The following is a 13608-nucleotide window of genomic DNA, read 5'->3' on the forward strand; positions in this document are numbered from 1 at the left end:
GGCATGAGTGGGTCGGCTGCCGTCCCTTCGATGGGCAACAGACTCGCGGCGAGTGCCGCCTTGAAAGGCGACGTTCAACAGGCTTTCTCACAGCGTCGAATCCGGTCATACGTTCAGTATTGGAGAGCCAAACTAGAATGACGTGGCTTGGGACAATCCCGTCATTCCGCATGTTGAGTTGGATAGCGGGTCTATCGCCAACACCTGACGCTCAGTGAGTGAGCCGGCAAAGATCGCGATTGCAAATGGCTGGTTGCTGACCGGCATCTTCTGCTTGGCAGTTAGCCGAAGCCGAGGTCGGCTTTGAGCCAGCCAGGAAGGCCAGGGTCCCGTCCGAAGGCGAGTGGATAACCGCGCTGGGTGAGTTGGGCCACCGCTTCACGCTTTAACTCATCGCTGAAATTGCGCTTCCCAATCGTCGCCTCCTATCCTCAAAATTAGGATCGAAGGCGTCAAGAAATTTAAGGGCTACTCACTTCCACGTTGCAGATCTTCTGTACGAACCTAGCGTTATACTCCGGCCGCGCAAGGGCGTGCCGCTTTACTCGTCGGACGGCGACGATCCAAAAATCATCATTCGAAAGCTTGATGGCTGTATTACGCGCGGCTCATTCGCAGGCGGAAATTACAGTAATTCGCATAGTTCAAGCATTCCGCATCAGCTATTCTGGCCTTAAACCCGATCGTTCGCGCTTCATTTGGATTTATCGATTACAGTCCTCTTCTGCTTGACAAAGCGTATGGCCGAAGTCGACCCGATCAAGACGGTTAGCCTTTGCTGAAGCGGGCTGACGGAAAGGCGGTTTAGACAAAAATAAGATTAAACTGATGGCAGTAAATACTATGAGTTGATTTACCCCGGCAAGGCGGTGATCGACAAAATTGTACCTTTCAAACTGAGCCAAACGCGTTCATTTCGGTGCCGAGGAACTTACCTTGCACGATACCGTACAAATCCACCATCGGGCAACGGCGCATGTTCGGGAAGGCTCGTCCTGAGTCGTAAAACATTTCTTCGTCGTGAGGCTTAAGCTTGGGAATGTCTTGAGATAAATGCCCCGCAAAGTTGTGGCCATTGCCCCGCCGTTGCGTTTGACGGGCCGATGCCGAAGCCGTGGCCCCCCTCCTCGAACAGGTGGATTTCGACCGGACGGTTGGCCTTGCGCATTGCTTCAAGGTAAAGCAGCGAATTCTGATATGGCACCGGCTCGTCGTTCAAGGCATGAACGATGAAGGTTGGCGGCGTCTGCTGGCCGACATGAAGCGCGGGTGAGCGTTTCGCGATTGCCTCAATGGAAGGCGAAGCGCCCAGCAGCATCTGCGCTGATTGTTGGTGCGTGAATGGCGGCTCGGCGCTGATGACCGGGTAGATCAAAGCTGCACAGCTGGGTATCGGATCAAGTTTGTCCGCCATATCACGGGGCTCATAGGTCTTTTCCAAGCCACCGGTGATCAGAGATGCTGCAAGGTGTCCGCCCGCCGAAAAGCCGATGACAGAAACGTTCTCGAGGGCAAAGTCGAAACCTGCCGCCTTGCTCTTGATGAGGCGCATCGCTCGTTGCGCATCCTGCAGTGGTACGTTTGCCCGATCGGCCCATCCTTCACCCGGCAGGCGGTAGACCAGCACGAAGACGGTGTAGCCCATCTCGGTGAACACGCGCGCGACGTCGGTACCCTCGTTCCTGATCGACACGAACGTGTAAGCCCCGCCCGGGATCGCCAGGATGGCCCGCCCGTTGCTTCTGGCGGGGCGGAACACGCGCATCTCCGGCCGCACTACCCCGGTGATGAATGTCGGATCGAGCGTTGTCGCCACTTTGGGAGCAACATGCGGACTTCCGGGCGGTGGGCCATCCCACAAGGCAATCGATGGCGCGGCAATCCACTCCTCGGGCAGAGGCCCTGCTCCTTGCGGAATCTTCAGCGGCTCACGTGCGGCATTGGCCGGTAAACTCATCAACAGCAATCCACTCCCCAGCACCATCTGCCTGCGGTCCATCGGCATCGACATCACCTACTCCCGCCCGTGTTGCCGGGGCCATCGGCCCCGGCGCATCACTTGTCACCGTTGGTGGGATCAGTACTTGAAACCCACACGCACGCCATAAGCTTGCGGCAGGGCATAGCTCGCCGTGGTCGAACTCCACACCGGTACGATGGTGGTGGGGATACGGCGATCCTCGACATTGTTCATGAACAGGTTGAGGTAGGCATGGCCCGACGGTTCATCGAACTGCAGGTTGAGGTCGGTCTTGGTGTAGCCAACGATCCGGCCCTGCACGGCATTGTCAACACTGGCGAAAGTTGCCGTTTGCGCGAAGAAATCCACCGCCGGAGTGATCTTCCAGCCCGACGCTGTCTCGAATTCGTGTGCATAGCTGAACCGTCCGCTGAAACGCGGTGCAAAAGGCAGGCGGTTGCCCGAGTAATCGGCCACCGCCGGTGCGATGGGGACAAAGCCGAGGATCGGTGCGAAGATGTTGTAGAGCGTATCGGCAGAACGCAGATTGTCGGGCGCGTTGGCAAAGCGCAGGAACTTCGTATCCAGCCACGAGACATAAGCGGTGAAGCGGTCGGCCCGGGTCGGCCGGAACGTCGTTTCCAGCTCCAGCCCGCGAATGCGCGCGCGTGCGGCGTTGGTCGTCACCGGGATCGGGCCCTGCACCGGATCGACGATGATTGAGGATACCTGCAGGTCCTTGTAGTTCATCTGGAACGCGGTGGCGCCAAGGAACAGGCGGCCGCCCATCAGGTTGGCGCGCAGGCCTGCCTCGAAGTTGTCGACAGTCTCCGGGGCATAGCCGCGGAAGCCTGCCGGGTTGGAGCTGGGCTGCAGGCCGCCGCCGCGATAGCCGGTCGAAACCGTGGCGTAGGCGAGCAGGTTCTCGGTCACATCGGCGTCTATGCCCAGCTTCCAGCTGACCTTGCTGTACTTCGCGCTCGGGCGGTTGCGATCGTCGGTATAGGCGATGGTGAAGGTGGGGCAGGTGTCAGGATCGATAGTGGTGCGGGTGAACGACTGACCGGGGCAGACCAGTTGTTGTTCATGGCTGGTCACCGTGTCCCAAGTGGAACGGATGCCCGCCACCAGGCGGACGGATGGCACTACCGCGAAAGTCGCCTGCCCGAACAGCGCGCGCGACTTGCTGCCGACGCCGGCATACGTGTTGACGACGTCGACCGCGTCGATCGTCGAGATCTGGTTGCCGGCCCCGACGACCTTCGCGCCGAAGATGTTGAAGACCAGATTGAACGGCGCTGGCGCAGTGTTGCCCGCATGGAGCAGGCGCGTGCCCGAAGGCTGGCGGTCTTCATAGAGGAACGCGCCGCCGACGAGCTTGAGCGGGCCATTCTGGTAGTTCACGTCGATTTCGTGCGACCAGGTCTTCGTGCGGTGATCGATATATTCCTGCGAGAAGACACCGGTCGATGCGGTCACGCCATCATTCTTGAGCAGCGAATAACCGGCCAGATAGGTCAGGCTGAGGTTTTCGGTAGCGCTCCACGTCAGCTTCGAACGCAAGTCGTAGCTGGTGATGTCCTGCTTGTTGCTGGTCACCGTGTCGAGGCCGGGATTGATCGCGTCCGACGGCACGATTGTGACCGGGCCGAACGTACCGGCAACGAGGTCCGCCTGCGGATAGACGTTGTAATTGCGCAGGAATACTGAAGATACCGTGCCAGTATTGCGGGCGTAGGAGCCCGACAGGCGCCAGCTGAGGGTGGGAGCCGGATCGAAGATCGTCGTCACGCGCACGGCGGACAGATCGGCCTTGTCAAAGCGGCGTGCGGCGAATTTTGGCCCGTAGCCATCGTTGACCTGATGGAACGCGGCCACGCGCACGCGCAGCAGGTCGCTTATTGGCAGATCGACGGCGGCCTGCGCGCGAATATCGTTGAAGCGGCCGTATTGCAGGCTGGCGCTGCCGCCGAAATCGCGACCCGGATCGGCCGTGTTGATGTTGACCACGCCCGCCGTTGCATTGCGGCCATAGACCGTACCCTGCGGCCCGCGCAGCACTTCGATGGCGCTCAGATCGAACAGCGCCAGCGAAAGGGCGACGGGCGAGGGATTGTAGATCCCGTCGAACTGCGTGGCGACCGTGGAATAGCCGCTGAAGCCGTTGTTCGAACCGATCCCGCGAATGGCAAACCCGTTCTGCGAAAGCTTGAGCGTGGGCACCGTGGTCGCGATCTGCTCGCTGGTGGTAAGGCCCTGGCGATCAAGCAGAGACTGCGCCACGACGCTGACCGCAACCGGCGCCTTGGACAGCCGCTCGCTGCTCTTCTGCGCGGTGACGACGATCTCGGCGGGTGCGGTAGCCGCTTCATCCTCCGGCGTGGCGGAGCCATCCTGCGCCTGCGCGGAAACGGCGGATGCGGCAAAGGCTGCTGATGCCAGCAGGACCGAACGGATATGCATTGGTGTTCCCTCTCTTCCGTGGCCTTCCGAATGAAAGTGCCACCTGCCTGGTCAGAGGCGACTGTTCCGGCGCCGTCCGATTCGCTGCACCTTTCATCACAAAAGATAGAATTGCGCAATCGATTGCTCTAGCTTAGGAGAGGTGAGTGCAATCGAGTGCTGGCAATGGCGGGAGCGGTTCGCTCGTGATCATGGCCAAGCTTGCTGGCACGTGTCCGTCGTTTCCTCTGCAAAGGATCCCTGCAGCTGGAACGGGCAATTGGACAGATGTGTTATCGATTACGCGCCGTACTCGGACGTGTGATCCGGCAGGAGGATGAGCGCAGGATGGCAATCACCGTTTCCGAGACTGGCAAACGTGTTGCCCCGGTCCCCGGCGCTGCGCAGACGACGTGGTCTCTTGCCGACCTTGCCGGACTGATCATGTCCGAGGCGAACACCATCCCCGCCTTCCTGCCGATGCCGGATGCCCACATAGCCGGCTTCGATCTGTGGGACATGTGGCCGGTCGAACAGGCGGACGGCAGCCTGCCGCGCTTCGATGGCGCGGCCTTGTGGATGGTGCTGACGGCTCCCGCCCAACCGGATCCCGATGCCCGCCATGCCATCGCCCGTATTCATCTGGCCAGCGAGCGCAACGGACAATGGACGTTGCATCAACCGGTGTTTCCCGATGGCTTCACGCCCGGGGATCGCGAATGGTCCGGCTCAGCCGTTCTTGACGACGCGCGCGAACGCCTGACGGTCTACTTCACGGCGGCCGGTCGACGCGGTTCGGTGGCGGTCACGCTCGAGCAGCGTCTGTTCGAGGCGCGCTGCCGGTTCCAAGCGTCCGAAGGCAGCTTCATTCTGTCGGACTGGTCCGCCCCGGTTGAATCGGTGGTGGCAGACGGCGGCGACTACATGGTCGCCAACCAGATCACCGGTACCGGTGGCGAGATCATCGGCTTTCGCGATCCGGGCTTCTTTCGTGATCCGGCAAGCGGCCGGACATTCCTGTTCCTGACCGGCTCCTGTGCCCGCTCGTCATCGCGGTGGACCGGCGTTATCGGCGTAGCCGAGGCCGACGGTGCCGCCGCTTCGGGGTGGCGCCTGTTGCCGCCGGTGCTGAGCGCAGCAGGCCTGAACAACGAGCTCGAGCGACCGCACATGCGGCTTGTCGATGGTCGCTATTACCTGTTCTGGTCGACCCAGCGGAAGGTCTTCGCCGCTTGCGGGCTCTCCGGGCCGACCGGGCTCTACGGCGCGGTCGCAGAGGGGCCGCTGGGACCTTACACGTTGCTCAACGGCAGCGGACTTGTTGCCGGCAATCCCGAACAGGCCCCCGCGCAGGAGTACAGCTGGTGGGTGATGGACGATCTGCAGGTCATCGGTTTCGCCGATTTTCCGGGCGTTTCAGATCCTGCAACGATCACCACGGCTGAACAGCGCCGCGCAGGGTTTGCAGGATACCCGGCGCCATTCTTCCGCATCACCCTCGATGGCGCAACGTCGCGCGTGTTCCAGATCGGGTTCTAGGTAGATCCGCGCACGATCACGTGCGGCTCGATCTGGCTGGATTGGGTTTCCTCTCCGCCGATCCGCCGCAGCAGCGTCTTCGTCAGGAGCTCTGCCCCGTGGCGCAACTGCTGGTCAATCGTGGTCAGCGGGGGACTCATGTGCTCGCCAATCGGCAACCCGTCATAGCCGATCACGCGGACGTCGTCCGGTACCCGTTGCCCCAGATCGCGCAGGGCCCGGATCACGCTGATCGCCGTCACGTCCGATCCTGCGACGATCCCGTCAGGCATCTTGGCCAGTTCGCCCAGTTTTTCCCGAACGTCCGCATAAGCGGCATCGGGTTCGAAATGGGTCGGCAGTTCGAGCAGAGGGGCCATGCCCGCTTCGAGTAGCGCCAGCCGGGCACCATCCACGCGTTCGCCGAACTCCGATCCTTCGACCGGGCCGGCGTAGGCAATCCGTCGGCAGCCCCGCTCGATCAGGTGCATCGCAGCCAGCCTGCCACCAAGGCGATTGTCGGAACCGATCGAGCAATGGTGCTGCCCCGGCGAATGACCGCCCCAGACCACCATGGGTTCGTAGCGGCGCGAAACCGTCTCGATGACGTGGAACTGGTCCGACTGGCCGACGACGACGATGCCGTCGACGCGCCCGCTGCCGATGAAGCGGTCCATCCAGCGGTCGTTGCGCGGCAGCACGCGCGACAGCAGCATGTCGTAGCCGTGTTCGGCAAAGGCATCGGCCAGAAAGCCGGTCATCGTGTTGAAGAACGGGTCCGACAGGTGCTGCAGCGCTTCGTGCCCCAACGGGACCAGCACGCCGATGGTCATCGTTCGCTGCGTGCGCAGATTGCGGGCGGCGATGTTCGGCTGATATCCCAGCTTTTCGGCCAAGGCGGCAATACGTTTGCGCGTATCGTCGCTCACGCGCCCGGAACCGGTAAGCGCCCGCGATGCAGTGGCCGTGGATACACCCGCGAGTTCGGCAAATTCCTTGAGATTCTTGACGCTGACCATGCTCTCAACAATTACTTCGGCCTGACGCGCTTGGTACGCGTTTGCAAACACCTACACTCAGCGCTGCCGGTGGCAAACTGCAAGCGCGTAATCATCCGATGGCTGCTCGCTCTGCGGCATCGACTTCGCGGACCATGACCGGTCGATCGGCCAACTGCAGCGAGGCCAGGTCATCACCTGAAACCGCGCGCCACGTCGGAAGGTCCTTGGCCTCGGGCATGCCATCGGCGGCAAATGCCAGCAGCGACCTGACCATGCTGGCTGAAAGTACCAGCGCGTCCCAGCCTCCACCAGTCATCGAAGCACAAGTCTGGGCGTTGCCGAACCAGAACGGGATGTCGAGGCAATGAAATGCCATCGGTCGCCCCTCCAGAACTGGCGATTGCCACGTAAACCAGAACAGCCACGTCGGCGCGGAGCCGGCTTGCAGTCGGCGCCGCGCCTGATCGATCACTGCCTGACGGATCGGCGCCGTAGCCATGCGTGACCATAGTGCGAAGGGCTTGTCCTCCGGCCCTGGGGCACGAAACGCAGCGATTGCGGTCTCCGCTTTGCCGGGCACGAACCGCTCAACCCTGCGCCGCAATTCCTCGTCGGTCATAGCGAAGGCGGCTGGATTGTTGATCCCGGTTACGAACTCGTTGAGCGTGGAGCCGATGATCAGCGGTACCTGCGGGTCGCTGGCGACATGGCCGGGATGTCGGGGATCGGCCAGCAAGGTCTTTCCGTCGAGCTTGGGCGCGAAGTTGAGCATGTCCCGGATCCGTCGCACATCGACGAATCCGTCGAATGACGGGTTGATCCGAGCCATTACCCGCTCTGCCGCCGTGCGCAGCCGGGCATAGGGTAGTGCCTGCAAGGATGGCAGGTCCCCCCGGCCAATGCCGAGGTCCTCTAGCACCAGAGCCGAGAGCCCTCGCGCTTTTTCAGGCGAGTTGAACATCGCAAAGGAGCCGCTCATTACCATCGCGCGATGATAAAGCCCCTTCGCCTCCGGCATCGCCATCAGCGCGTTCACTTTCGCTCCGCCGCCTGACTGGCCGAAGATCGTTACGCGCGACGGGTCTCCGCCAAACCCGGCGATGTTGTCGCGTACCCAGCGCAAAGCTGCAACGATGTCGAGCATTCCGAGATTGGCCGATTCGGCATATTCCTCTCCCCATTCGGACAGGTCGAGGAAGCCGAGAAGGTTGAGCCGGTGGTTGAGCGTAACCACCACGGTCTCGCCGGTGGCGGCGAGGTTTGCGCCATCAAAGGCGGGAATGTCATGACCCGACCCGGCGGCAAAACCACCGCCGTGCAGCCAGACCAGTACCGGACGCCGCTCTTCGTCGAGCGACTGCGTCCAGACGTTGAGGCGGAGGCAGTCCTCGTCCTCCACCGCATCGTTCCAGCGGAAGATGAACGCTTCCTCATCATGGAAGCGCCCAGTGCCCTTGTCCTGTGGAGCGATCGGGCCATAGTTCAGGCACGAGCGTACCTCTGTCCAGGGCTGGGGCGGGCGCGGTGGGCGGAACCGGTTGGCCCCACCCGTCGGTGCGCCATAGGGCACGCCCTTAAACATGGTCACGCCGCCCTGCCGGTAGCCCCGGACCGGCCCGGCTGTGGTCCTTGCCGTGGTCCGCACCCTGGCCGTGTCGATCGAGAAGCGATTTTCCGAAGGCAACGCTGCATTCTCCTGCGCAGACACCGTCGCCGGTTTTGCCAAGCCGACCGCGCCGGCCACCGATGCCGCACGGATGAGATCGCGCCTTTGCATGGCTCAGTTCCCCAAGCTTCCCGGCGACACCTGTGGGGGGAGGGGGGCAGGCATCGCCGGGCGCCGCTTCAATTGGTGTTGAGGCGGAAAGTCACGCCGATCGTGCGCGGGCGAGGCCCTGCCAGCAGCGTCGGGCCGTTGGCGGAGGTCGGTCCGCGAAGGTCGGACAGGTTGTCGCCGAACAGGCGCACTTCGTAGCGATCAAACCGTACCCCGATACTCGCCTGATAAAGCTCGTAAGGGTTGATCTCGTTCACAGTGGCATCGCCCAGTCGCGAGCGGCCGATGAACGTGGCCGAGCTGGTCGCGAACAGCGTGGCATTGCCGATCGGTTGTTCATAGCTCGCGTCGAGACGGAAGTTGTGCGTCGGCGTGTTGAGAAGGCGCAGGCCGTTCGAGATGCGCGGGTCTGCGCCGGCAAAGGCTGGGCGGACGCGGGTAAACTTGGAATCGTTGATGTTGCCGATGGCATTAAGGGTGAAGCCCTTGAGCGGGGTCCTCCAAGTCAGCTCCATGTCGATCCCCTGCGCCTTGCCGTCGCCCAGGTTGGCAAAGGCGGCAAGGCCGATCGAGGTGTTGAAGGCGCTCTGGATGTTCGTGTACTTGATGTCGTAGAGGCTGACGGCCACGCGCAGGTCGCCGTCGAGGACCGATCCCTTCATCCCCACTTCGAGGTTCCGCAACTTGTCCGGCGTCAGCGAGATGCCGCTCGGCACGCCATCGGCAATAACCGCGTCTGCCTGTGCCTGGGACTGCAGGATGCCGCTGCGGAAACCTGTACCGGCATTGAAGAATACCATCCAGTTGGGGCTGGGGTTGATCGCAAGGTTGGCACGCCACGTGAGCGCATCAGGTCTGGCCTTGCTCTGTACGCGGACGCCATTCGAGATCGAGTCAGCCTCGCGCCGGTCCTTGAAGTAGCGCAGGCCGACCAGCGGGACGACCTTGCCATCGAACAACTCGTAGCTCGCTTCGGAGAAGATCGCCGCGTTCTCGGTCTTGGTGATGGTCTGGCCGTTCAGGCCGAACGCCGGGAAGGTCAGGCTGAAGGTGTAGAGGCTGCGGGCGTTCTGGTAGAACACGCCGGCCACCCCCTTGAACGGCCCGCCATCGTTTGTTGCAAGACGCAGCTCGTTGACGAAATTGCGGGCATCACCACCATTTATCAGGACGCCCGTACCCAGCGGTGCGCCAAGGTTGAGGCCGACCTGAAATCCGCCCGGCAGGGACTTCTGATAGGACGTCGCGTTGGTCAGCGTCACCCCGCCGAATTCCCGTTCGATGGTGTTCGAAGCGTACCATGCACGGCGCTTGTCAAAGCCCACGACATCGCCTTGGAACGCCGCAAACGGCGGATCGAGCGAGTTGATGACATTGAGATACTTCTGGTCGGTGGCGAAGTACCAGAAGCGCGTGCGGACCGAGGTCAGCTCGTCCGGCTTCCACAGAAGCACGGCCTGGATGTCCTTCGAGGTAACGTGGTTGGCGTCCTTCTCGCGCGGGGTGCCCGTGGGCGCGCCCGAATAGATGTCAGCCACACCCGCGCGGCGGTCGTATCCACCGCTCACGCGCAGGCCAAGCTTGCCCGGCACCAAGGGCAGGGAGATTGCCGCTGCACCGCGATAGTTGGGATCGCTGGCCTCGGCTGACTTGGAAAGCTCGAGTTCGCCTGCGTAGGTAACCTGATCGAGGTCCGGGTTCTTGGTGTGGTAGATGATCGTGCCAGCCGATGAGCCGAGGCCGTATAGCGTGCCCTGCGGCCCGCGCAGCACTTCCACCCGGTCGATATCGAAATATTGCACCGGCGGCGCGGCCTGGTTGTTGGGCACGCCGAACGGGGTATCGTCGAGATAGTATCCGATCAGGCCATCGCCGATCGGGCCGCCCGCGCCGGAACCCCGGAACGAGAAGATGCGATAGCCCGCGCCAATCTCCTGCGCCTGCGATGCGCCGGGGATCAGCTGGATCAGATCAGCCCCGTCGCGCACGTTGCGCTGCTTGAGCACGTCGCCGTTGAAGGCCTGGATCGCGAGCGGCACCTTGTCGAGACGAACCGAGCCAGACTTGAGCGCGGTAACCACGATTTCGCCCGGGTCGGCAGGTTCGCTGGCCCCATCGTCCGATGCATCCTGCGGCGCGTTCTGAGCAAGGGCCGGGGCTGACATCACCAGGCTGAGCGCTGCTGAGGCGATCAGGGCGTCGTGCAGAACTGCCATCTTTCGATAAATTTTCATGCTAGTCCTCCCATTGTCGATTTTTGAGTGAGCAATCGATTACGCGATTGTCGGCAAAACGGTGGCGAGACTACCTGCCTCATGGTTCGTAACGGTCAGACAGTCGGCCGGTTGGCGAAAGCAGCGCTCAGGGTACGCTTCCAAGCAGCAGTGAAGGCCTGCGAGGCCCCAGCCTCGGGCACCACGAAATCGAAGCCGTGGAAGGCGCCGGGTGTGACCAGGAGCTCGGTCGGTACCCCGGCCTGTACCAGTCGCCCGGCAAAGGCGATATCCTCATTCACGAAGAGATCAATCGACCCCACGCCGATGAAGGTGCGCGGCAATCCTGCGAGATCGGCGGCCCGCGCTGGAACGCTTCCTGCAGGAATGTCGGGGCGACCGGCAGGCTGGCCAAGCAGGCTGCTCCAGCCGACTGCGTTGCCAGCCTCGTTCCAGCCGATCGAGCCAATGAACGGCGGCACTCGTCGGGTCGAGCCGGTCCGGTCGTCCAGCATGGGATAGATCAGGATCTGGCAGCACAGCGGCACGCTGCGCCGGTCCCGCGCCGCCAGCGCAACCATTGCCGCCAAACCGCCGCCTGCGCTTTCGCCCTTCACAGCTATTCGCGTGCGATCGACGCCCAGTTCAGCGGCATTGTCATGGAGCCATACGAGCGCAGCATGACAGTCTTCGAGCGGCCCCGGAAAGCGGGCCTCCGGGGCAAGTCGGTAGTCGACCTCGACCACGACGCAGTCCAACTCCTCGGAAAGTCGCTGCGATGCCGGGATCGTATCTTCCATCCGTCCGACAATGAAGCCACCGCCGTGAATGTGCAGGACGGCTGGACGCGAGGCCGCCTTTCGCCCGCTCCCGATCACCGCTACTTTGACCGGCGGGTGGCCCGGCGCGCCCGGAATCGACCGGATCTGGACTGGCGGAGCGGGTGCTGGCAGCACGGCGGGCGCAGGCGGGGCGGCCTTGCGCATTGCCACGATCGCTGCATGATCGAGCGGATCGGGCAGCGGGCGTGAAAGAATCAGCCTTGCCCCTTCGCGCAGTTCGGGATCGAGCAGTGACATCGGGTCGACGCTGGCCTTGGCGCGCGCTGCTGGTGCCAGCCCTGAACGTGCCTGCAACAGGCTTGGCATGGCTGCTGATACGAGGGCCGCTGTTGCGAACGTCCTGCGGGTGAAGCTCACGTCTGATGTCTCCCAGCCATGCTCTCTGATGGAGTCTTGGCATTTGCGTAATCGTTTTCTTACACCTTGCGAAGGATAATGCAATCGATTACGCACATTGTCGTGAACAAACGGCCAGCGCCTGATGGCCGGTAGGGGGTGCGACGATGGCTGCGATGATGCGACTGGTAGTGTTTCTCCTGGCCCTGGCTACGATCTTCGGCTTCGGCATATCCGCGAGCGCAAAGTCCGCGCCGCCTGCGTCCGTCAAAGTGGAAAGCGATGGCACCGTCCACGTTCCGGCGATGGCCGTACCCGTTTCCTCACTGCTCAGCCCTGAGGCGAAGGCTTACATGGCCGAGCACCTCAAGGACATGCAGGATCCCGAAAAGGTCAAGCAGGTTGCGGGCGTCCCGGTATTCATGAAGGGCTATCTGACCAAGGCGAAGGCCACTTTCGGCCACACCATGACCGAACGCCAGATCGGCGGGGTCCACGTGTTCGACTATGTCCCGACCGATGGTATCGCCCTCCAGAATCGCAAGCGTGTCCTCATCAACCTGCACGGCGGCGGCTTCATGGGCTGCTTTCCCGGTTGCGCAGAACTTGAGTCCATTCCCGTAACGGCGCTGGGCAAGGTGCGCGTCGTCTCGGTCGATTACCGGCAAGGCCCGGAGCACGTGTTCCCGGCAGCGAGTGAGGACGTAGCCGCGGTCTATCGCGAACTGCTCAAGACTTATCCGGCGCGCAACATCGGCATTTATGGCTGCTCGGCCGGAGGTATTCTGACCGGGATGGCGACGGCGTGGTTCCAGAAGCACGGGTTGCCCCGCCCCGGAGCGATCGGCGTCTTCTGCGCTGGGCTCACCATGTCGGCCTTCGGCTTTGGCGGGGATGCCGATTACATGACGGCGGCCATCGGCGATGCGCGGCAGGCACCAGCGTGGCCTGCTCCGGCAGACCTGCCTTGGACCGCACTGCCTTATTTCAAGGGTGCAAGCCCGGCAGACCCGCTGGTCTCGCCCGGTGCGTCGGACGAAACCCTTCGCCGCTTTCCGCCGACACTGATTATTTCCGGCACCCGGGGTTTCGAGCTAAGCTCCGCCGTGAAAACACATTCGCAGCTTGTTGCCCTGGGTGTTCAGGCCGATCTCCACATCTGGGAAGGGCTTTTTCACGGCTTCTTTTACAATTCTGACATCCCGGAATCACGTGAAGCCTACGATGTCGTTCTCCGATTCTTTGATAAGAATCTTGGCAAGTAAATGGTTTCAGGTGCAAAGATTTAAAAGGAACAATCGTGCGCGAGCTGTCAGGCCAAAGCGAAACGTTCTCTGTGGGCAACGTGGTCTCGTTGCTGGCATTCCACTTGGTTAGGGCCAGCTCCCTGCTCGGCCGACGCGCAGACCTCGCGTTTCACCGTTCAGGGCAACGCTGGTGATCAGAAGGTATCGAACATCAGAGTCGGCGAGGCGTCGCGCCGCAGAGACCCGGCGCGCGCCGCCATGCTTCAGCAGCG

Annotated in this window: 8 protein-coding genes; 2 read left to right on the top strand and 6 right to left on the bottom strand. The window is 62.3% G+C overall.

Going from position 1 to position 13608, the window contains the following annotated elements; all coding sequences use genetic code 11:
- Window positions 1-1027 precede the first annotated feature (1027 nt).
- Both IQ25_RS16440 and IQ25_RS16445 read right to left on the bottom strand, forming a co-directional pair.
- Window positions 1028-1816 (bottom strand): alpha/beta hydrolase, encoded by a 789-nt coding sequence (locus IQ25_RS16440; protein ID WP_258537053.1) that lies wholly within the window; start codon window positions 1814-1816, stop codon window positions 1028-1030.
- A 261-nt stretch (window positions 1817-2077) separates the two neighbouring features.
- Window positions 2078-4423, bottom strand: coding sequence for a TonB-dependent receptor (locus IQ25_RS16445; protein WP_144907361.1), 2346 nt, complete (start codon window positions 4421-4423; stop codon window positions 2078-2080).
- A 327-nt stretch (window positions 4424-4750) separates the two neighbouring features.
- Here IQ25_RS16445 and IQ25_RS16450 point away from each other — a divergent pair, with 327 nt between their 5' ends.
- The gene (locus IQ25_RS16450) at window positions 4751-5941 is read left to right on the top strand and encodes a glycoside hydrolase family 68 protein (protein WP_158637777.1); all 1191 of its coding nucleotides are present in this window, start codon (window positions 4751-4753) and stop codon (window positions 5939-5941) included.
- On the opposite strand, the gene IQ25_RS16455 is transcribed toward IQ25_RS16450, so the two are convergent.
- From IQ25_RS16455 to IQ25_RS16470, 4 genes are all read right to left on the bottom strand, one after another.
- The gene (locus IQ25_RS16455) at window positions 5938-6939 is read right to left on the bottom strand and encodes a LacI family DNA-binding transcriptional regulator (RefSeq protein ID WP_144907363.1); all 1002 of its coding nucleotides are present in this window, start codon (window positions 6937-6939) and stop codon (window positions 5938-5940) included. The two genes, IQ25_RS16450 and IQ25_RS16455, sit on opposite strands and share 4 nt — an antisense overlap.
- 91 nt (window positions 6940-7030) lie before the next feature.
- Window positions 7031-8698: a carboxylesterase/lipase family protein gene (locus IQ25_RS16460; protein WP_144907364.1), complete on the bottom strand. Its 1668-nt coding sequence runs from the start codon at window positions 8696-8698 to the stop codon at window positions 7031-7033.
- A gap of 68 nt (window positions 8699-8766) precedes the next feature.
- Window positions 8767-10932, bottom strand: a complete 2166-nt coding sequence (locus tag IQ25_RS16465) for a TonB-dependent receptor (RefSeq protein ID WP_246415804.1) — start codon at window positions 10930-10932, stop codon at window positions 8767-8769.
- A 95-nt stretch (window positions 10933-11027) separates the two neighbouring features.
- Window positions 11028-12110 carry an alpha/beta hydrolase gene (locus IQ25_RS16470; protein ID WP_258537055.1) on the bottom strand — a complete coding sequence of 361 codons (1083 nt, stop codon included), beginning with the start codon at window positions 12108-12110 and terminating at the stop codon, window positions 11028-11030.
- Between the two features lie 146 nt (window positions 12111-12256).
- Between IQ25_RS16470 and IQ25_RS16475 the strand changes: the two genes are divergently transcribed.
- Window positions 12257-13354, top strand: coding sequence for an alpha/beta hydrolase fold domain-containing protein (locus tag IQ25_RS16475; protein WP_144907365.1), 1098 nt, complete (start codon window positions 12257-12259; stop codon window positions 13352-13354).
- Window positions 13355-13608: the final 254 nt, after the last annotated feature.

Source organism: Novosphingobium taihuense (genome assembly GCF_007830315.1).
GTDB lineage: Bacteria > Pseudomonadota > Alphaproteobacteria > Sphingomonadales > Sphingomonadaceae > Novosphingobium > Novosphingobium taihuense.

Excerpts from the sequence above, each read along its gene's own strand:
- IQ25_RS16455 (WP_144907363.1), bottom strand. The coding sequence starts at position 6,939 with ATGGTCAGCGTCAAGAATCTCAAGGAATTTGCCGAACTCGCGGGTGTA.
- IQ25_RS16445 (WP_144907361.1), bottom strand. The coding sequence starts at position 4,423 with ATGCATATCCGTTCGGTCCTGCTGGCATCAGCAGCCTTTGCCGCATCC.
- IQ25_RS16460 (WP_144907364.1), bottom strand. The coding sequence starts at position 8,698 with ATGCAAAGGCGCGATCTCATCCGTGCGGCATCGGTGGCCGGCGCGGTC.
- IQ25_RS16475 (WP_144907365.1), top strand. The coding sequence starts at position 12,257 with ATGGCTGCGATGATGCGACTGGTAGTGTTTCTCCTGGCCCTGGCTACG.
- IQ25_RS16450 (WP_158637777.1), top strand. The coding sequence starts at position 4,751 with ATGGCAATCACCGTTTCCGAGACTGGCAAACGTGTTGCCCCGGTCCCC.
- IQ25_RS16465 (WP_246415804.1), bottom strand. The coding sequence starts at position 10,932 with ATGAAAATTTATCGAAAGATGGCAGTTCTGCACGACGCCCTGATCGCC.